This is a genomic window from Rhodococcus sp. 05-2254-2 (genome assembly GCF_002259095.1).
Lineage (GTDB): Bacteria > Actinomycetota > Actinomycetes > Mycobacteriales > Mycobacteriaceae > Rhodococcoides.
Map to the genome: position 1 here is coordinate 42,972 of NZ_NOZJ01000013.1, position 19,845 is coordinate 62,816.

General features: G+C 60.4%; 17 protein-coding genes. 9 read left to right on the forward strand and 8 right to left on the reverse strand.

Annotated features, from left to right (window positions below; genetic code table 11):
- Positions 1-4: 4 nt before the first annotated feature.
- Positions 5-295, reverse strand: a complete 291-nt coding sequence (locus CH283_RS18265; RefSeq protein ID WP_094638220.1) for a hypothetical protein — start codon at positions 293-295, stop codon at positions 5-7.
- A gap of 109 nt (positions 296-404) precedes the next feature.
- On the opposite strand from CH283_RS18265, the gene CH283_RS18270 reads away from it, so the two are divergent.
- Complete coding sequence (locus tag CH283_RS18270; RefSeq protein WP_141215263.1) at positions 405-1,688, forward strand: esterase/lipase family protein; 1,284 nt, start codon at positions 405-407, stop codon at positions 1,686-1,688.
- 9 nt (positions 1,689-1,697) lie between these two features.
- Here the strand turns inward: CH283_RS18270 and cynS are convergent, their stop codons facing one another.
- Complete coding sequence (gene cynS, locus CH283_RS18275; RefSeq protein WP_094638222.1) at positions 1,698-2,147, reverse strand: cyanase; 450 nt, start codon at positions 2,145-2,147, stop codon at positions 1,698-1,700.
- A gap of 170 nt (positions 2,148-2,317) precedes the next feature.
- Between cynS and CH283_RS18280 the strand changes: the two genes are divergently transcribed.
- From CH283_RS18280 to CH283_RS18290, 3 genes are all read left to right on the forward strand, one after another.
- Positions 2,318-3,232, forward strand: coding sequence for an aldo/keto reductase (locus CH283_RS18280; RefSeq protein ID WP_094638223.1), 915 nt, complete (start codon positions 2,318-2,320; stop codon positions 3,230-3,232).
- A 275-nt stretch (positions 3,233-3,507) separates the two neighbouring features.
- Positions 3,508-4,488, forward strand: coding sequence for a DUF368 domain-containing protein (locus tag CH283_RS18285; RefSeq protein ID WP_094638224.1), 981 nt, complete (start codon positions 3,508-3,510; stop codon positions 4,486-4,488).
- A 678-nt stretch (positions 4,489-5,166) separates the two neighbouring features.
- On the forward strand, positions 5,167-5,382 hold the full coding sequence (locus tag CH283_RS18290; RefSeq protein ID WP_094648549.1) for a hypothetical protein: 216 nt from the start codon (positions 5,167-5,169) through the stop codon (positions 5,380-5,382).
- On the opposite strand, the gene CH283_RS18295 is transcribed toward CH283_RS18290, so the two are convergent.
- Together CH283_RS18295 and CH283_RS18300 are read right to left on the reverse strand one after the other, a co-directional pair.
- Complete coding sequence (locus CH283_RS18295) at positions 5,376-6,590, reverse strand: deoxyguanosinetriphosphate triphosphohydrolase family protein (protein WP_179275562.1); 1,215 nt, start codon at positions 6,588-6,590, stop codon at positions 5,376-5,378. The two genes, CH283_RS18290 and CH283_RS18295, sit on opposite strands and share 7 nt — an antisense overlap.
- Positions 6,591-6,844: 254 nt before the next feature.
- On the reverse strand, positions 6,845-7,714 hold the full coding sequence (locus tag CH283_RS18300; RefSeq protein ID WP_094638227.1) for a nucleoside triphosphate pyrophosphohydrolase family protein: 870 nt from the start codon (positions 7,712-7,714) through the stop codon (positions 6,845-6,847).
- A gap of 93 nt (positions 7,715-7,807) precedes the next feature.
- Between CH283_RS18300 and CH283_RS18305 the strand changes: the two genes are divergently transcribed.
- From CH283_RS18305 to CH283_RS28050, 4 genes are all read left to right on the forward strand, one after another.
- Positions 7,808-8,089, forward strand: coding sequence for a hypothetical protein (locus tag CH283_RS18305; protein WP_217901121.1), 282 nt, complete (start codon positions 7,808-7,810; stop codon positions 8,087-8,089).
- Positions 8,086-8,451, forward strand: coding sequence for a helix-turn-helix domain-containing protein (locus CH283_RS18310; protein ID WP_094638228.1), 366 nt, complete (start codon positions 8,086-8,088; stop codon positions 8,449-8,451). Before CH283_RS18305 ends, CH283_RS18310 begins: the two co-directional genes overlap by 4 nt.
- 233 nt (positions 8,452-8,684) lie before the next feature.
- Entirely contained in the window at positions 8,685-9,479 is a 795-nt protein-coding gene (locus CH283_RS18315) for an ImmA/IrrE family metallo-endopeptidase (RefSeq protein ID WP_176460315.1), read from the forward strand.
- Positions 9,479-10,252, forward strand: coding sequence for a hypothetical protein (locus tag CH283_RS28050; protein WP_141215265.1), 774 nt, complete (start codon positions 9,479-9,481; stop codon positions 10,250-10,252). The genes CH283_RS18315 and CH283_RS28050 overlap by 1 nt, the downstream gene beginning before the upstream one ends.
- A gap of 26 nt (positions 10,253-10,278) precedes the next feature.
- Here CH283_RS28050 and CH283_RS18325 read toward each other — a convergent pair whose 3' ends face one another.
- Both CH283_RS18325 and CH283_RS18330 read right to left on the reverse strand, forming a co-directional pair.
- Positions 10,279-11,334 carry a nucleotide kinase domain-containing protein gene (locus CH283_RS18325; protein WP_217901122.1) on the reverse strand — a complete coding sequence of 352 codons (1,056 nt, stop codon included), beginning with the start codon at positions 11,332-11,334 and terminating at the stop codon, positions 10,279-10,281.
- A 244-nt stretch (positions 11,335-11,578) separates the two neighbouring features.
- Positions 11,579-12,169 carry a type IV toxin-antitoxin system AbiEi family antitoxin gene (locus CH283_RS18330; RefSeq protein WP_255183258.1) on the reverse strand — a complete coding sequence of 197 codons (591 nt, stop codon included), beginning with the start codon at positions 12,167-12,169 and terminating at the stop codon, positions 11,579-11,581.
- Between the two features lie 219 nt (positions 12,170-12,388).
- Between CH283_RS18330 and CH283_RS18335 the strand changes: the two genes are divergently transcribed.
- Positions 12,389-15,988: a DEAD/DEAH box helicase gene (locus CH283_RS18335; RefSeq protein ID WP_141215266.1), complete on the forward strand. Its 3,600-nt coding sequence runs from the start codon at positions 12,389-12,391 to the stop codon at positions 15,986-15,988.
- 21 nt (positions 15,989-16,009) lie between these two features.
- On the opposite strand, the gene CH283_RS18340 is transcribed toward CH283_RS18335, so the two are convergent.
- The gene (locus CH283_RS18340; RefSeq protein WP_369597654.1) at positions 16,010-17,776 is read right to left on the reverse strand and encodes a helicase associated domain-containing protein; all 1,767 of its coding nucleotides are present in this window, start codon (positions 17,774-17,776) and stop codon (positions 16,010-16,012) included.
- 50 nt (positions 17,777-17,826) lie between these two features.
- Entirely contained in the window at positions 17,827-19,545 is a 1,719-nt protein-coding gene (locus CH283_RS28790) for a restriction endonuclease (RefSeq protein WP_176460584.1), read from the reverse strand.
- Positions 19,546-19,845 lie beyond the last annotated feature (300 nt).

Genomic DNA, 19,845 nt, shown 5'->3' on the forward strand with positions numbered 1-19,845 from the left:
CCGGTCACGGGCAGATGAACCCATCTTCCACCATCAGACACCGCTTGGGGTTGGTGGGGATTCTGCCCTCGAACGCTTCGCCGATACTGAGTGCACCGTCACCGTTGCTGTCGAACCCCGGAGCCAGGGACGCTGGGAACAGCGGTGCATCGAGCACTTCACCGACCGTGACCGCACCGTCGTTGTTCGGATCGAAGGCAGGAGCGGCCGACGCTACCCCCGGCACGACGAACAGCCCTGCAGCCGTCAATGCCGCGATCGTTGCCACTTTCAGCGGAAGTCGTCCAACCGTCATCGACTCTCTCCTGTTCGAGGGGAAATATCGGACAATAGTTACACAGCGGCCGGGTGGTGTCCTCGAGAACTGACGACCCATTTCAGTGGACATACGTACACTGGAAACGGTGGGGACGAAAACTCAGCGCACACAGGAGCTGGGCGAACTCGGCGAGCTCGCCCTTCGAGAACTGGCGTCGGCCGCGGGTGGTGTTCGCGCAGTTCACTCGGCAATCGCGCGACGAACCTTCGCTGCCGTGCGGCTCGGCGTCGGTCCCGCGGTTCTACCGACACAGCTGATGCACGACGCGATCGCCGCGGGCACCTACTCGAGCATCGTGGCCGCGTGCAGCGGCGCAGCCAAGGCTGCCGGCGCCTTGACCGGCGGTGCCGTGACCGACGGCGACGAAGCGGCAGAGGACGACCATCGCCCGTCGCCGTCGCACACTGTCCTCGGTGCCCAGACCATCGCGGTGCTGCACGGCCTGATCGGCGACGACATGGAGCGGACCGCCCGGGTCCTCGCCCATCCGATGTCGATACGCGTCGACGGACGCCCGGTGCTCCCGAAGTACCGCGCTCTGGCTGCGGCGTTCCCCGACGCGGGAGCGCACCTGGTGCTGTTCCTGCACGGGCTCGTCGAGACCGAGTCCGCGTGGCGGCTCGGTGGGCGGCCCACGTACGGGGAGCGGCTGGATTCCGAAGCCGACACCACCTCGATCTTCTTGCGTTACAACACCGGACGTCGCATCGCCGCGAACGGTGCCGAACTGTCGCACCTACTGGAAAAGCTCGTGACGGCATGGCCTGTCAGGGTGCACCGGATCACGTTGGTCGGCCATTCCATGGGAGGCCTGGTCTCGCGCAGCGCAGCTCATCACGCTGCCGAGACCGGCCGCCGGTGGGTGGACCTGTTGACGGACGTATTCACCCTGGGGACACCACATCTGGGTGCGCCACTCGCACACGGCGTACATCTCGCCGTCGCAGCTCTGGCCCTCGCGCCCGAGACCCGGCCGTTCGCGAATCTCCTGGCGCGTCGCAGCGCCGGAATCCGCGACCTGGTCCACGGATCGATCACCGAGGCAGAGGGACATCCCAGCTATGCCGACGGATTCGACGTCGGAGCAGCCGCGGACATCTCGGTTCCGGAGGGGGTTCGGCATCATCACGCCTCCGCGGTCGTCACCGGAAACCCTCGACACCCGGTAGGGATCTTCGTCGGCGACGGCCTCGTCCGTACCGACAGCGCCGGCGGCCGGAACAAACTGCGCGACATAGGACTTCGTCCGGACGATGGTCTGGCGATCAACAGCGCGCACCACTTCACGTTGCTCAACGACGAGCGGGTGTACGGCTGGATGCGACGCGCATTGGCCGGCCCGTCTTCCGAATCGGCCACCTGGCTGTAGATTTTCGGCCTATTCGGTCCATCGATAGTCGAGGAACTTCCCGTCGAACGTCACCACGACGCGATCTCCGTCCTCGTGTGGGCGTCGCTCGATGTTCATCGTGAAGTTGATGGCACTCATGATGCCGTCGCCGAATTCCTCGGCGATCAGTTCCTTGAGCGCGGGTCCGTACACTTCCAACGCCTCGTGGAATCGGTAGACCGTGGGGTCCGAGGAGATGTCGAGTGATCCGCGATAAGGAGCGAGGGTCAGCTCGAACAACGAGCCCTCGGGCATCCCGAGCTTCTCGGCGAGCACATCGGCATGAGCAACGCTCAGAGGATGCTGTCCGTAGAGTGCCGACACCGTCCAGGCCACCGGCATGTCGATGGCTTCTGCCAAAGCGGCCCAACTCAATCCGGCACGCACACGTGCCAGTCGAATCTCACCGATCAACGGTTTACCTGCAAAGTCGGTCAACAGCTCTCTCCTTCGTAGTCGTTCTACAAGCGCACACCCGATTGGGCCTGGACTTCCAGTCTCAGCGGCATACAGCCGTCTCGCAACATCTGGCATCGACCACGTGGGCCCTGTCCGATCACGGATATGGTGGCTGTTTCCGGCACGGACACAACGAAAGTACTGACGACATGACGCAACTCGGCCTCGGCCTTGCCGCACTCGGACGTCCCGAGTACCTGACGATCGGGCACTCGAAAGCTGTGGACGGCCGATTCGATCCGGCAGCCCTGGAACAACTGTGCCACTCGGTACTCGACGCCGCGTGGGAGAGCGGAGTTCGACACTTCGACGCCGCTCGGTCCTACGGCTTGGCCGAGCGTTTCCTCGGCAGCTGGCTGTCTCGGCATCCGAATCGGCGCGAGCACCTTACGATCGGCTCGAAATGGGGCTACGCCTACGTCGCCGATTTCCAGCGGGGCGCCGCAGAACACGAGGTCAAAGAGCACTCGGTTGCACGCTTGGCCGAACAGTGGCCCCAGACCCTGCGCGATGTCGGCGGCGCGCCGGACCACTACCTGATTCACAGCGTCACCCCGGACAGTCCAGCTCTGAGCGACACTGCCCTGCTCGACGATCTGCGTGCCATTGCCGACAGCGGCACCCGAATCGGCATCAGCACCAGCGGGCCGCATCAAGCCGACGTGGTGCAGGCAGCGCTGGACATCGGAGTGTTCAGCTCGGTGCAGTCGACGTGGAACCCGCTCGAGCCGTCCGTCGGCCCCGCCCTGGAACGTGCACACGAGGCCGGCTGGTTCGTCGTCGTCAAAGAGGCGATGGCCAACGGCCGACTGGTGGCAGAAAATTCCCCACTCGCCAGGGTCGCGGATTCCGCCGAGGTCGGTCGTGACGCAGTCGCACTGGCGATTGCACTCGCGCAACCGTGGGCCGATGTCGTGCTCTCCGGTGCGGCGACTGTGACGCAACTCGAGCAGAACATCGCCGCGCTGTCGATCGACCGCGAACTGATCACGGCGAGCGATCTGAAACTTGCGGAAGACCCGGAAGGTTACTGGGACATCCGATCACGAATGACATGGACATGACAGCTCTGTAGAGCCTCCTCGCGGGACCGAATCAGCCGCTGCGGGCTCGGCCGCCTCGAATCAGCTCCTCCGTTTCGTAAACCCGACTCCGATCGGCGTCGGGTATCCGAAAGTGAGGAGCTGATCTGCTGCAGGGTGCCGCGAGCGCAACAACAGGATCGGAGAGGGGAGCCTCCTCACGGGATCGATCCGTTGACCGCTCGCTTGCAGTGGGTCGTACCCGCGCTTGTCGAGCCGGTGTCGCGTGGCGTCGAAGCGTTTGGGACGATTCGGACATGACGACGAACCGGCAGACGCCCTCCGGCCATGGTGACAAGGAGCAGGATCGACCCGGACTCGATGAAGTTGTCAGGGGGCGGCCGCCGGCGACGGAATTGGCGGCCAACGTCGTGCGCGGCGGTCTGATCGGTCTGGCGGAAACGGTTCCCGGGGTCTCGGGCGGCACGGTCGCCCTGGTCACCGGCATCTACACCAGGGCAATCGCGTCGGCGAAGCATCTGACGGACATCCCCAAGGCCGTGGTGACACGGTCCGACGTGCGCGCCGAGGTCCGTCAGGTCGATTGGTGGCTGCTCGTCACGGTCGGCGTCGGCATGCTGTTGATGGTGTTCTCGGTGGCGGGGATCATGGCGGCTTTCGTCACGGATCAGCCCGTCTACTCCAAGGCACTGTTCATGGGCATGATCGCGATGTCGGTGGCGATCCCCTTCATGGAGGTCAGTCGTGGCGCTTTCCCCACCACCCGATCCCGACTGTCTGCCGTGGCTCTGTTCGTCGTCCTCGCTGTCGGGGTCGTCGTTCTCACGTCGTTACCCGGGATCGAGTCATCGAATCCGTCGTTGATTCTGGTCTTCTTCGCCGCGACGATCGCAATATGTGCGCTCGTCCTGCCAGGCGTATCGGGGTCGTTCTTTCTGCTTGTCATCGGCCTGTATGCGCCGACGCTCACGGCCGTCGACGAGCGGAACCTGACGTATCTGGCCGTCTTCGCACTGGGCGCTCTGGTGGGGTTGGTCAGCTTCGTTCGGGTGCTTGAGTGGTTGCTGGCGAACTACCACGATCTGGCGATGGTCGCCGCTGCCGGCCTGCTGTTGGGGTCGTTGCGTGCACTGTGGCCGTGGCAAGGCGAGAACAGAGAACTGCTGGCCGTCGGCAACGAATGGCCCACTGCATTGGGATTGTTCGCCGTAGGAGTTGCAGTCGTGGCGGTGGTCGCCATCGCTCAGCGACGGCTGGCAACCACGCGTACGTCCTGACCGTAACGGCAGGCGTAGCCGACCATCCACGCACCTCGTCGGAATCCGCACCGCCTGCAGGTGCCGTGAATTCCCACGAGGGGCGTATGTGTTCGCAAACCCTCCACACAGACTCAAAACTCCGACCCCAGCAGCGGGATCGGAGCAGTGGAGCCTCCTAACGGGATTGAACCGTTGACCGCTCGCTTACAAGTATGTTGCGAGACAACCAGATACGTCCGCATGGAACCACTACATCCACCTTGACCTGCGTCAATCGTCCAAGCGGTACCACCCGAATCCACCGTCGTAGGTACCGACATGTGACACGCTCGTGACACCGGCATGGAGGGTGGGAGGTGCTTGGAATGCACGAGCCGGCCTCCGAGAGGTGGCCCTATCGAACGCTCGCGACAGTTTGTTCAACAAGGTGCCGCAGACCACGGCTTCGCGCCGATTCGCTCAAAACGAGATCATGGGTGCGGGTGCAACCAGACGACAACATTGCCAGGATCCCGCGACTGAAGGAGCTTCCAGTGGCGCATCGGCCCGGAACACGCCAGGGGCTCGCGGGGCGAAGGTGTCACAGCCGTCGTCTATCCTTAGACGCGTCCGCCGAGGCTAGGAGTGGCGGCTGTTCGGCGACAGCGGGAGCGAATCGGGTCGCCCGATTCGTCAACTCGAAGCATAATGGAAGGCATGATGCAGACGCTTGATCGCAACCTGACCGTCGACGACGTCCGCGCAGCCGCACTGGACGAGCTGCGGGAACAGAATAGGACGGTCGCCCGGCTGCTTCAGTTGCTACAACAAAAGGGTGCGTCGCGACCGTTAAGCAGCAAAGCGGTGACGGGTCTCATTCGAGAAGGGGCAATCGAACTGACCCCGGATCGGCAGCTGGTCCTGCGTCAGTAGACCATCCACGGATCTAGTACAGACTGACTGCGCGGCGAGGTGAGCCTCTGGGAAAGGTCAAGCGCCTGCTGCTCGGTAAGCCCGGCGATGTAGTCGGAAACGGCCCGCGCGGCTTTCTGCTGGCCGCTCGTGTACCAGCCCGCCCCTTCCTCTGCATCGGTCAATTCGTGAACTCGGCGGAGCCGGGGTGGCAGCCTGTAGAGCTGGCCGTCTTCCGTTGCCTCAAGCAGCCACGCATACAGCCTGCTGAAGAGAGTCTTGAGCACTGTCTGCTGCCCTTGCTGCAGACTCGCGAGTCGTGGGTCGTGGATCACGTAGTACCAGGTTAGTTGCTTGAACACCTCGACCTCCGCCCGTAGCGCGGGTAATACTTCAAGCGGCTCGCTCCGATCCCCCACGCGTGCAGCAGATATATACGAACCAATCATGACGCGAGTTCCGGCCGCAATCCCGTCTGTGCGGCCGGGGTCTCGTGGAGCCGGGACCTCGGAGAACGCCAGCTCGAACATGCTGCGAAACCGCTCGAACACCTCCTCCTCATCCGCTGTCGGCACCTTGCCCGACACTCGGGGCCAAGATGCGTCCCAAAACCGCCTCATCTCGGCCGGGTTGTCGAGCAGTGCGTTGATTGGGATGTGCCCAGCACGAATGAAGTCCTCAAGGTCATGCACCGCGTAGGTGACGTCGTCCGCCCAATCCATCACTGCTGCCTCCAGACTTCGTTCGCCTTCTGATAAGCCTGACTCCGCCCTGGCTCGATCGAATGAGATGCGTTCGGTGGGATATGCGTTCCACTTCTTCGCACCCGGCCCCTTGGGCGCCCGGAGGTTCGGGTACTTGATCACGGCGCACAGCGTTCGAGCGCTGATCCCGAGTCCGTGTGCCACCGTGTCGTGCGAGGCCAGTTTCGTGAGCATACGGAAAGTTTGTGCGTTGCCCTCGAATCCATCGAGGCCGTGGGCTTGGCACAACCCGTCGAGAACTTCCTCCCCGACGTGTCCGAACGGTGGGTGCCCAAGGTCGTGGGCAAGTCCAGCAGCTTCGGCGGCAGCCGCATCGATTCCACCTAGCCTTGCTATCGCGTCAGTTTGTGCCGGATCACGATCGAAGTGCTCTGCCAATCGCCTTGCGAGCTGCTGAACTTTCAGAGTGTGGGTCAGCCTCGTATGGAAGAGGGGCGTTTCTCCGACTGCGACCACCTGCGTCACTCCACCTAATCGGCGCAGCTCATCTTAGTACAAGATTCGATCGCAGTCGTGCTCTGAGGGTCGCCGTCCATCAGGCGTACTGGTTGGCATATCAATCTCTCGCTAGGTCGTTCATCTATCGGATTAACCTGCATGAACCTTATCGTCGACCGCGACCACGAGCATCCAGCTACACGATTGGGGCTCAGCAGTAGTATTCGTGACTCCGCCCCATAGGGCGCTCAAGAAACATCTCGAACCTGACTGACGCCACTTCACGCAAGGGGTTGCGCATCGAAAGTCGCCTTTCCGATGTCGAAATCGACACGTCCACCGTCATTTTGGTTGAGGGTCCGGAACGCCTTGAACCCCGCTAGCACTGCGCGTTCCCAATCGCCTTGCCCTCGCACTCCAACTTCAGTCGCGCCGGCCAGCATTTCGATCATGTCCAACAATCGCTGGTCGAGACGTGTCACCCCGTCCAGCATGTTGTGCTGGGTTGCGTAGGCGAACACCAGCGCCGCCACTCCTTCCTCTATCACCATGGCGCGCCCACCATCCTCGTTCTCGTCTACGTTGGGATCACTGCGTCGCTTTCGGCCCAACAGCGCACGAGTTACAGGAGACCAGCCGAGGTGGAATGCGTAGGCAAGATGGAATACATCATGAAACCGATAGCCGTCGTCGATACTTGACGCATCAGTGAGCTTGGAACCCACCTGACGACCCTCAAACCAAGTCGAACTGGTGCGGCGCCCTCCAGGCGTCATGGACGGGCGAAACTCGTAAGTCCCAGACGTCGGCAATCGCTCGGCAAGGGGGAAGCGTTGATCGAGAGTGTCGATACCCGCCGTGGACCATCGCAACCTGGTCTTTTCGAGGTTAGCCTGGGCGACCTCGTCGAGCTCAAGACCAAGGTGGGTTGCGATGGCCGAGACGTACCACATCACATCGCCTAACTCTTCGCGCATCCGCGACTTCCAGAACGCGAATTTGTCGCCGTCTCTCAGGTACTTCTTGTACTCGCTAGCTACCGACCCGGCTTCGCCGGCGAGCCCTAGAAGATGTACCGCCAGATCGGCGAGTCCGTCACCTGGCCGCTGATCGGTGCGTTGGGCTCTCTCTTGGTAGTCGTTGATCTGCACGGCACGCCTTCCGAATAATCCGACATGTTGTCTGCTTTATAGGAATGTTCTATCATCAGACATGACCGTCTGCAAACCCGACAAGGAGATACCGTGTCATATGGCCGACAGGACATCCAGGACAGCATCATCAACGCGATCGCTTTGGACAATGACGAAGACCCCGACGAGCTTCGGGCTGAGCTAGAAGCTGCCGGTCTTGACCTACCGATCGACTCACTTCTTGCAGTGGAGGTCCTAGCAACGATCGAAAAGCTTTACGGCGTGTCGCTGAAGCTCAACGGCGAGACCGCAAAAGCGATGAAATCCGTAACCGCGTTCGCAACCCTCGTGCTGGCGGCTGTCGAACTGCAAGCCGACAGGCAGTCGGCATGACCGAGCCCACATCGCAGCAGCAATGGCAAGATCTCGGCAACAGACTGAGAGAAGTTAGGGAATACCTCAACCTGTCACAGCAGGACGTGGCTGGAGCGACAGGAATCCCACGATCTGCGATCTCCGATATCGAGCGGGGGCAGCGCAAGGTAGACAGCCTGGAACTGCGGAAATTCTCGAAACTGTACCGGTACCCGGTTTCCTATCTATTAGGTGACGATCCCGATGAAAGCAACATCGAAGTGGTGGCTCTCGCCCGCGCCGTCACTGACTTGACAGAACAAGACCGAAACGAGGTCGTGCGTTTTGCCGAATTTCTACGGTTCTCCGCGCAAGCAAAACGCCGCCCGGGCGAGCAGTAGTGTACAAATCGGGCAACGTCCAACCAATTACAAAAAGCAACTTATTGCAGTTTCCTGTCGGAGCAAGACAGCAAGAGTGGAGAAACAGTGTGCTTACATGGAGGGCCGCCCATGAGATCGCTCATCTAGCCGCAAGCAGGGCTCACGCTACCCTTGAGGTCGACCTGACCGCCGGTTTCGTCGACGTGGCCCAATCAATCCACCGCGCGGGGGCGCACTTAATGTGGCAACAGATGCCTCACCTCTTCGGCGCATATCTGAACGAACCGGGATCGACCCCGGGAATTCTTGTAAACAACGGCTTACCGTATGCCGCCCAACGCTTCACCGCAGCGCACGAACTGGGCCACCTTTTCCTCAACCACACCACCTCCGTCGAGGACGGCAGCACAATTGATATTACACATGACCCGATCCAGGACTACATGCCGGACAAAAAAGGACGAGATTGGCCGGACCAGGAAAAACTTGCAGAGTCTTTCGCAGCATGGTTCCTGATGCCCCGACGGTTGGTGTTGCAGACCGTCAGGAAGATTGGCTTATCCAAAATTTCTGCTCCTGTCGACGTCTACCGAATTTCTCAAATTCTTGGAACGCCGTACCGCACGACTGTCAACCACCTGCCCAACCTTAGAGTTATCTCTAAACAACAAGCAGAAAGGTGGTCACACGCTTCACTAAGTCGAATTAAAGAAATACTAGATCACGAGTTCGAAAAACCCGCCAGCCGCCGCTACGATGTCGCACTAGTAACACCAGCAATGGCGGGCACGATCGTCCGGGTACAGCCTCACGACCGTTTGCTCGTACACGCAGCCCGTGTGGAGCTGACTGCTCCTGCTGAATTTGCATCACTAACGCCCAAATCATCAGACTCTCCGTCGAGACCTGAGCATATTGGCTTCCAGGTTAGCCCACTTGACTGCAGCACGATCGCGCTACGCGCACACTCAATTTCCGGACCGGCCTGGACGGTGGGCGTCCACGTAACGCAAACCCAATCGGGACTGTACAGAGGAGCATTATGATGCCACCAATTGCCGAGTCGATGGTTTGTGCCACCGACATCGCCACTGCATGGCGCGAGACAGTCCGGATGGTTGAGTCGACACCTGAAGGCAAAATGTTTCACACAGTAACTAGGATCTCGGATCCGACGGCTGAGAATGGAGATCTCCGCCGTGCTGCCAACCAACTCTTGCAAGACGTGAAACTTCCCGGCATCGAAACAGTATCGAATACAATCTTTCCGGAGAAACTATCAGCGAAAACAACTGATTTGGAGAACCTCTCAAGTCGGTACCTATCAATGTATCCATCAATAAAGAAGTTTCCTGGAAATAGTCATGGCACATACTTCGGGCGCATGGTATCCTACGACACCAAACGTCAGGTAAACCAGCTGCTATCCATCAAGGACCGGATTGTCAATCAACTGGAAAAACCAGGAACTATGAGTAGCAGCTACGAAATGACAATTCCTGATGACCAAGATGATCACGAATACACTGTGAGAATCCAAACCCCAGGGACGGATGTTTCATTGCGCGGCTTTCCGTGCTTATCCTCCCTAGGATTTCAGATCGGCGATGGGCACCTGCACCTCCTGGCTCACTACAGGTACGAGTACCTCATCTCTAAGGGATACGGCAACTACTTGGGTCTCGCACGTCTTCAGAGATACATCGCAGACCAGACGGGCTTAAAGCCCGGAGTCTTGACGGTCACGGCTGGCAGGGCTTACGTAGACGTCTCTCGGCAGAGAGTCCGCAGATACCTGGAGGGACTTCCACTCGATTAGAATAAGATATATCTCTTCAAATACGACTACGTGCGCTCGTCGAGCATCCATTTACGTGGGAATACAGGATTTAGCGGTGCTCTTGCAGCGACAAACTTTTGCTTGATCCGCGAGCGACCAGAGTATCCCTCGATATCGGGATGAGCCACGCGTGCATACTTGTCGACCTCGCAAAATAGATTCTGGCAATCGACAAGCTGCAGAGAACGAGCACCCTGCAAACCTCGAAATTCGAGACCCAGTCTTGCAAAGTGCTCATCCTGCGAGTCACACATATATCGAATTATTTCAGCCTCGATACCTCGACTTCTGTCACCGAAGCATTTTCGCAATCCATCTCGCGCACCAGGTCCAGGTACTACGAAATCCATTTCGTCAAAGTCAAGCACTTCGGAATAGTTAATGTCAATCAAAAATTGGTAAGCAAGAAAATTTCCCATTGCAGGGTAGGACCTCAGAACACCGAAAGCATCCTGCATCTCGGCACAATCTTGCAGCCGGTCGGAGATCGAATCGTCGAGCATGCGCTCAAGCAACCGGAGGTGATTCTTGTGCTTCCTGACTTCGCCCATTTTCGGAGGCGGTACTACGTAAGCCGCCGAGTATATCTTCTTCCCTGCAGACATGGCCGCTGACAGCACCCTATCGTACTCAACGATACTGAATTTTTCTCGAGTCGGAGCACCCAGTTCGCTCTGCAACAATTCCCAGGTCGATATTTTATTAAAAAACTTGAAAAGCAAGATACGAAAAACTACTTCTTCCGGATCCTGAGCCCCTTCGTAGATGACATTGTTGATCAAGAATTGACTCACTCGGTCGGAGGCGCGGAAGCAGTTGGTAAAGCGATGCTCGGAGATGATCGAGTCGTCGGTCCACGGGCCTGGGAGACCCGCTATACGTCGCTCGTACACTTTCTGCCTAGTGGCTGCAAATTTCCAGTAAGTATCAAAAACCTCAGTCGGAAACAGCTCGCGCCCAGCGACTTTCACAGGGGATTGAAGTCTGATGGGGTGGTGAAAAGCCGAAGAAGCCAGACCTAAGAGGTCAACCGGCCCAGTCTCAACTTCCATCAACGACATCTGGCGTCCTCCGGGTCTCTTCTAGTTTCTGCTGTCGCGACAGTAGAACATGCGTACGACAGACTTCGGCATTGGGCCACGCCGCCGTTTTGCACTGGCTGGTTCTCCAACTTCGCAGAAGGGACAGGTCCGGCGCGACTGAAATCCCAGAGCGGTGGGTGACGTGGGAAGTCGCCATACTCGCCCGATGAGCGTTGCAGCCGAACCAACGTCGTTCTCATTTTTTGAGCATCGGCGATCTCGGCTAACACCTCGGGATCGCACTGCCGATACAACTGCTCCACCGCCGACAACACCTCACCCTCCGCGTCACCGAGCCCCGGACGTTCACCAGATCCAACACCGTCTGCTCCGCAGTAGTCGCCAATACCGGACCCAACTCGGTATCGATGCGCTCCGCATCCAGACGCGCCGTGTCGCGCACGACGAACCGAACCACCGCCTGACGATCCGCCAACCGAATCGGATCATGTCGCGCCGACACAGCCACCACAGCCGTCGCCAACGCCCGCGGAATCACCCCGTGCAACCGGGCAGCGCTGACACCCATCACCACCGCATCATCGCGGCCATAGGCAGCAGCCGAGATACCGGGCGTCGCTGCCTCCAAACCCGGCATCCACTCGGTTCCGACCCGATCGTCGGGCACCGCCACGTAGAAGCCCGTCGCTACCCGGTGCAGCAAACCCAAATCCGTCAGCCGCGCGAGCTCGGCGCGCAGGTACGCATACACATCGGCGGCCGTCGCGGCCCGCACCATCCGCATCGGAAGTCGCGCAAACTCGGGAGGTAACCCGGCCTGACGGCGTCGCACATCGCTCGTCGTCGCAGTCACCTCCGTCAAGTGTCGGGTACGTAGGCTCGAAGCCTAGAGAACCGACACTGATTCCACCCCTGCACCTCAGCCCGGCCATCACCCGCCCAGTCCGAGCGCATTCACCTACACGCACCTACAGAGCTGTCACGCCCACCGGATTTGCTCACGTGCGCCAAAGTGGCTTCGTATAGGCGCAGGTGCGCGCCTGATCGCGAGCTCTAGCTTCGGGTCAAACCCGTGAAGGAAACGAGCCGGTCGGCAAGGACGGTTAACGTCTCCAGGATGGGCACATTCGCCACCCTGTGCGGCAACCTCTCCAAGGACAACCACATCCGGGGCAGACAGTTCGAACTCATCTGCAAGTGGTACCTCGAGAACGACGCGTACTACCGACAAACTGTTCGCACTGTCTGGCTCTGGGACGACTGGGAGCACAGATGGGGCAGCGACGCCGGTATCGACCTCGTGGTCGAAGACAACGAAAGAAAACTCTGGGCGGTACAGGCGAAGGCGTATGCCCCGGATCGCGCCGTCACGAAGAACGACGTCGACAAATTCCTGTCCGAGTCGTCCAGGAGGTGGTTCCACTATCGCCTCCTCGTCGCAACCACCGACCGGATACACCACGTCGCACGGAGAACTATCGACGCCCAGGAGAAACCGGTCGGCTTGATCGGCCTTGCCGACCTCCAAACTGCCGACATCGACTGGGCGGAGTCCCCGGACCTCCTACAAGCCATCCCACCACCACCCCCGGCCGTACCCCGCGATCACCAGACCGAAGCTGTCGACAACGTCGTAGACGGCTTCCAGAACGCCGATCGTGGTCAGCTCGTCATGGCGTGCGGTACAGGAAAGACACTCACCTCCCTGTTCATCAAGCAGGAACTCCACGCGCAGCGAACCTTGGTTCTGCTGCCGTCCTTGTCCTTGCTGAAGCAGACGATGGCGGTATGGAGGACGAACGCGACCGAACCGTTCGAGGCGCTACCAGTCTGCTCCGATGAAACCGTCACCCAGGACGACGCAGCCTTGGCGTACACCAGCGAACTGTGCCTGCCAGTTCAGAACGACCCCGCCGAGATCGCCGAGTTCCTTCAGCGCAGTGGGCCACGTGTGGTGTTTTCGACGTATCAGTCCTCGCCGCAGATCGCGAAAGCATTCGCCCTCGGACAAGTCCCGCATTTTGACCTGGCCATCGCGGACGAGAGTCACCGTGTCGCGGGCGACGAATCAACCGTATTCGCAACGATTCTCGACTCGAACGCCATCGGAGCCCGCCGGCGGCTGTTCATGACGGCGACACCGCGCTACTACACCGGACGAGTGCTGACGGCGGCGCGTGGCTCGGAGATGGAAGTCGCGTCGATGGACGACGCCACGAAATTCGGGGAGGTTTTCCACCGTCTGAGTTTCGGAGAAGCCATTCAACGCGGACTACTCACCGATTACCAAGTCGCTGTCGTCGGGGTCGACAACTCGACATTTCGTGAGTGGGCGACCAACGGCGTTCTGATCCGGCGGGAGGACCAGAGCACCGACGCGCGAACCCTGGCGAGCCAGATCGGACTTGCGAAGGCGATGCGAAAATATGACCTTCGCCGCGTAATCACTTTCCACTCCCGTGTGCTCCGCGCCAAGCGGTTCGCGGCGGAGATGCCCGAAATTCTCGAATGGATGCCCGCGGAGCAGCGGCCCCCGGGAACATTGTGGACCGGGTTCGCCTCGGGCGAGATGTCGTCCGGCGAACGGCATGTCCGCCTTCAACGACTTCGCCACCTCGATGATGGGGAGCGCGGATTACTTGCAAACGCAAGATGTCTCGGCGAGGGCGTCGATGTCCCCACCCTCGACGGCATCGCCTTTATCGACCCGAGGGGCTCGGAGGTCGATATCGTTCAGGCCGTCGGGCGGGCAATTCGGCTGGCCGAGAACAAAACCGTCGGAACCATTGTCATTCCGGTATTCATCGACACCGCTGTGGATCCCGAAACCGCGCTCAAAGATTCATCATTCAAGTCTGTCTGGCGTGTCGTTACTGCTCTGCGCTCTCACGACGAACAGATGGCGGAGCAGATCGACGAGATGCGCCGCGAACTCGGCCGCACAGGTGGGCGCGCATGCATTCCGAATAAGATTCACCTGGACGTGGCGCACACCGTCGGGAAGGCATTCGTCGACGCGTTCGATGTTCGTTTAATCGAGAAGACAAGTGCCCCCTGGCATTTCTGGTACGGGATGCTGGAGCAATACGCCGCAGACAAGGGCACCTCAAGGGTGGCCGTCGACTACGTCGTCGACGGGTACGCGCTCGGGCAATGGGCGAGCGTCCAACGGACCGCTTTGACTAACAAGACCCTCAGCGACCACAGGCGGTCCGCGCTGGATCGACTCCCCGGGTGGACGTGGGACGTACTGGCAGATCAATGGACTACATGGATTCAACTCATGGAGAATTTCGTAGCCGAACATGGCCACGCCGACGTTCCTTTTCCATACGCGGTCGGTGACTTCAACCTCCGGAGCTGGGTTGCGACACAGCGTGGTCTGTACAAACGAGGTGAGTTGCCTGAAGAAAGGACACGGGAGCTCGAAGCACTATCGGGTTGGGTGTGGGACACCCGTGAAGTCAATTGGGCTCAGAATTACCAGGCATTGAGGACCTTCACCGAGCGAGAGGGACGTGCGCAGCCTGCTCCGCGCTTGGTCGTGGATGGTGTGAGGCTCGGGCAGTGGGTTGCGTCGCAGCGAACCCACCGTGACGAGATGTCCGCAGCTCGGAGAGCGCTCCTGGAGGCTCTGCCGGGTTGGTCCTGGACGCCACAGACCGAAAAATGGGACCGCGGATACGGGATTCTTCTGACTTTCGTCTCACGCGAAGGCCACGCACGCGTCCCCAACAACCACGCGGAGAACGGCTACCGGCTCGGAAAATGGGTCACCGTCCAGCGGAAGAATCGAGATGACTTACCCGAAGACGACCGGGAGCGTCTGCAGTCGTTGCCCGGTTGGGTGTGGGACGCACGAGCCGCGATGTGGCAGCAGAAGCTCGAACTGCTCAAGCAGTATCAGAGACGAGAAGGACATGCTCTCGTTCCGCAAGGCTTAAAGGAAGATGGGGCGAACATCGGCAGCTGGGTTCGAGAGCAACGGGCCAACCGCGCCGACATTACGCAGGAACGCCGGGACCTGCTGGAAGCGGTACCAGGATGGTCATGGGATCCGTTCGCCGAAGCGTGGGAACGGGGGTACGCCGCGGTCACCGCTTTTGCCGAGCGTGAAAGGCACACTAGGGTCCCTCGCGGGTTTGTTGCCGCCGACGTCAACCTGGGGGTCTGGGTCGGCGAGCAACGGACAAACCGCACCGCGATGACTGAGGACCGAAGACGCCGATTGGAATCTGTGCCCGGATGGACCTGGAACGCCAACGATGACTCCTGGACGCAGCACCTTGAGCTGCTGCGTTCCTACGCACGAAGGGAAGGCCATGCAAACGTTCCGGTCGACTTCGTCGAGGACGGCCTGAAGATCGGTCAATGGGCCAGGCTTCGTCGGCGTGAGCACACAAGACTCGACTCTGACAGACAAGCTCAGTTGGAAGCCATACCCGGCTGGTTCTGGGGCACAAAAAGCGATCACATCTGGAACCAAAAATTCGAGATGCTAGAGCAATATGTCGCCCGCGAAGGGCGCATCAAGCCCCCGGACGAACACATAGAACAAGGCGTGAAACTCGGCTGGTGGGTTCGGGAGCAGTGGCGTGGGAGGGACAACATGAAAGCCGAGCGATCAGCAAAACTGGAGTCTTTGCCGGGCTGGAAGTGGGGCAACGGCTAACCATCGAACGGGTGAACGGAGTTAGTTGCGGGACCGGGGTACGGCGTTCCACACCCAACCGGATAGCGCCGCAAGCCGTTTGCAACGGTCTTCACTGAGCCGACCCTTGGCCCTGCCCTGACGTTGCCCGGCAACCCAGGTACCAAGTTTGAACCCGCTAACGTTTGCGTAGGTCTGAGGCGGGCTCGCATGACCGTTCTGGTCGACGTAGTGCTTGAGTTGTAGGTATGCCTCTTCCCAGCGAGTGTCGTGAACTGACACGGTCCACCCGGGAATTGCCCTCAGCTTGGCCTGCCGCTCCTCGGGGAGCGAGTCCCACCGTGCTCGCTGAGTTACGACCCACTGACCCAGTTTGAAGCCGTCTACTTCGTGTCTTGCCTTCACCAGGGTGTCGCCATTCTCCTCGGCGTACGCAACGAGGTGCGCGTAACCTTCCTCCCACTGAGTATCCGCAACATTGCGCGCCCACCCTGTGATATTCGAAAGCCGCTGCTGTTTCTCACCGCTCAAGGCTTGCCACTTCGTTTTCTGATTGGCCACCCAGGATCCGAGACGTTTCCCGTCTTCGGTCACGTATGCCTGTGCAACACGAGCCGTCCCGTGTTGCGCCACATAGACTTCGAGCAGCCGAAACCAGTTTTCCCACGAGTCATCCCGTGTGTTCGGCGACCATCCAGGAAGTCGTTCGAGCCGTTTACGTCGCTCGTCAGCCAACGAGTCCCACGTCGACCTGAGATTGCTCACCCACCCGCCGAGTTTGGCACCATCTGCCGTGACATAGGAGCCTGGTACTCGTGCGTCTCCATGCTCCGCCACGTACGCCTCGAGGCTGGTAAACCACTCCTCCCACCAGCCCCCTCTCGCATCCAATGTCCAGCCCGGGAGCTCGGCGAGTTTGTTACGCCGCCCCGCAGTCATCTTGTCCCATGTACGGCGTTGAACGCTGACCCATTTGCCCAAGGCATAACCGTCGTCAGCATCGTACGACTGCAAAACCTCTGCACTGCCGAACTTCTCGACGTAAGTCACGAGATGCCGGTAGCCCGTATTCCACTTTTCCTCGACGGCATTGAGCGTCCACCCGGGAAGAACCTGCAGGCGTTCCTGTCGCTCCTCGGTCAACTCGTCCCACTTACTTCGCTGACGCCGCACCCATGTCTCGATATCGATGCCCTCGACGGACAAGCCCCTCGGGGGATTTGCGTGGCCGTGCTCCTGCACGTACTTTGCAAGCGCTGTGAACGACTTGTCCCACAGAGCGGTTCGGGCATCCAAGGTCCACCCGGGAAGTTCCTCGAGCCGTTCCTTGCGATGAGTCTGGACGGCGGACCATTTGCTGCGCTGTTTACCGACCCATTTCCCGAGGCGGTACTCGTCGTCGCACACGTAGTCGTCGCGGATCTCGGCAGTACCGTGCACAATGACGTATTCGCGGAGGTGCCGGTATCCGTCTTCCCACTGATCTGCCTTGGGGTCCCAGCTCCATCGCGGTAGGGCTTGGAGAAGTTGTTGCCGAATTGCGCTCAGGCGGCCCTTCGATCTGTGGGTGCGTTGTATCGAGACCCAGGTACCGAGTCGGTGGCCGTCGACAGTGTGCGTCTGCAGTACCGCCGCGTCTCCGTGCTCATCCACGTACCGTTCCAGGAGTCCGAACCAAAAATCCCATGGCTGCGCCGTCTGTTCGACGAGTCGGGCATCGAACGCTCGGGCGAAGTCTTCGCCGATTTGAACGGGCATGTCGAGGTGTATCTTGTCCGGCAGTCGCGGTGCGCGCCCGAGTCGGCCCATGTCGCGGCGAAGCGTGTCGATCTGCTCGGCCAGGTCGTCGTCGTGTGCCCTCAACGCTTTGATGATGTCCCACACCGGCTTGAACGCGGAATCATTGAGTGCTGCTTCGGGATCCGCGTCGCCGTCGACGAAGACGGGGATGACGATGGTGCCGATTGCCTTGTCGTCGGCTCTCCGGATTGCCCTGCCGACCGCTTGGACGATGTCGACTTCGGAGCGGCGTGGGTCGATGAATGCGACGCCGTCGAGCGTCGGCACATCGACCCCTCGGCGAGGCACCGGGCATTGGCCAGCAGGCCGCGTTCATCGTCCCCTAGGTGAGTGAGCTGCTGGAGCAAGACGTGGCGCGCGCCGGCTGACATCTCCCCCGATGTGTGGGTCGACCACAGACTTCCGGACGGGCGCTCGATGTCCGGCATCCACTCGATCACCGAGGGCATCTCGGCGGCGAAGGTCCGGGCACGAGCCACCCGAGAGTGAAAGCTGATGACTCGCCGAAGGTCGTACGTGCGCATCGCCTTCGCCAGCCCGATCTGACCGGCGAGGGAACGTGCGTCCGTGACGTCCGCGCCCGGGCGGGCCACGAGAGTGCCGTTCTCCGTGTAATTGCGAAAAGTGGCGTCGTCGACCCCGACGACAGCTACCTGGTAGTCGGTGAGAAGGTCACGGCTGATCGCTTCGCTGAACCCGAGTCGATGGAATACCTTTCCGAAAATGGTCTCGTCGTCCATCGAGGCGACTTCGAGATCAACATCGTTCGCGACCTTGATGATTCGCCCGGTGAAGTACCGGGGTGTGGCGGTCATGAAAAGCCGGCGGTCCGCCTTGATCCGCGTGCCGTCGAGCGCAGTCGAGAAAGGCGACGACTGCTGACCGGTACAACGGTGCGCCTCATCAGCTATCACCAAGTCGAATGGTGGCACGTCGGCGAGCGTGAACGCTTCGGCAATCTGTGAGGAGGACTGATAAGTGCACAGGACGACTCGGGGGCCGGACTGCCTGCGCAAGAATTCAGCAATACCGACGGGATCCGTCGTAGCCGGTAGGCCGAGTTCGCTCACGTTCTCGATCGGGCTGTCCTCGGTACGTGACACGGTCTGGTCGGAGCACACCGGCAGCAACTCGACTGGTGCCTGTGTCTGCCACACCCGCATCGTCTGCTTCAGGAGAGAGAGTGACGGGACCAAGATCAGCGTGCGCTGCGCGTCGAGCGCCGTGCTGATGAACTGCGCCGTGAGCGTCTTTCCAGTCCCGCACGCCATGATCAGTTGCCCGCGATCAGCGGCGGCGAACCCTGCGACCACAGCATCAATTGCCTCACGTTGATAGTCGTGTGGCCGAGCAGGTTTCGGTCGTGGGGATGGTTGCAACGACGTGAGGTCGGGCGGCCACGCGACGTCTGCCGTGACAAGATCGCTGAGGCCCAGCAGTCCGACCGGCTTCTCCTGGGCGTCGATGGTACGCCGCGCATTGGGGCTGAGCCGGTCGGTCGTGGCGATCAACAACCGAAACGAGAACTCTTTCCGAGAGGACTCGGACAAGAACGTGTCCACGTCAGCCTTAGTGACGGAGTATTGCGCGCCGTAGGCCTTGGCTTGAACCGCCCACAGCCGCCCCTCCTGATCCTCCGCAACCAGGTCGATGCCCGCGTCCGCACCCCACCGTCCAGGCCAGTCGTCCCACAACCAGACACGTCGGAGGACGTTGCGATACTGGGGATCGTTCGCCAGGAACCACATGCACAGGTCTTCGAACTGCCTACCCCTCACGCGCGGATCCGCAGAACAAGCCACGAGGAGATCGGTGAATGCGGGCATGGTGAGAGAAGATACCCCGGGGCCGCCTACGATCAGCGTTACCGACCCACCGCGCACTCACCTTGCTCACTATGCAGCCCGACCAGCGCGTCGGCATTCACCTGTGATCGAGTCGCCCGACGTAGTTCGGTACGGCTGTTGTTCACGAAACGTACGGTCGGATGATCTACGACGGACTGCTATGGGCAGGCTAGCGACAACCCCAACATGTGGGTCGGACCGTCGGGTACGTTCTGGTCATGGGTCCTACAT

Coding starts and splice junctions, on each gene's coding strand:
- CH283_RS18325 (WP_217901122.1), bottom strand. CDS start 11,334: ATGTCGTTGATGGAAGTTGAGACTGGGCCGGTTGACCTCTTAGGTCTG.
- CH283_RS18315 (WP_176460315.1), top strand. CDS start 8,685: ATGCCTCACCTCTTCGGCGCATATCTGAACGAACCGGGATCGACCCCG.
- CH283_RS18285 (WP_094638224.1), top strand. CDS start 3,508: ATGACGACGAACCGGCAGACGCCCTCCGGCCATGGTGACAAGGAGCAG.
- CH283_RS18265 (WP_094638220.1), bottom strand. CDS start 295: ATGACGGTTGGACGACTTCCGCTGAAAGTGGCAACGATCGCGGCATTG.
- CH283_RS18310 (WP_094638228.1), top strand. CDS start 8,086: ATGACCGAGCCCACATCGCAGCAGCAATGGCAAGATCTCGGCAACAGA.
- CH283_RS28050 (WP_141215265.1), top strand. CDS start 9,479: ATGCCACCAATTGCCGAGTCGATGGTTTGTGCCACCGACATCGCCACT.
- CH283_RS18340 (WP_369597654.1), bottom strand. CDS start 17,776: ATGGGCCGACTCGGGCGCGCACCGCGACTGCCGGACAAGATACACCTC.
- CH283_RS18290 (WP_094648549.1), top strand. CDS start 5,167: ATGATGCAGACGCTTGATCGCAACCTGACCGTCGACGACGTCCGCGCA.
- CH283_RS18280 (WP_094638223.1), top strand. CDS start 2,318: ATGACGCAACTCGGCCTCGGCCTTGCCGCACTCGGACGTCCCGAGTAC.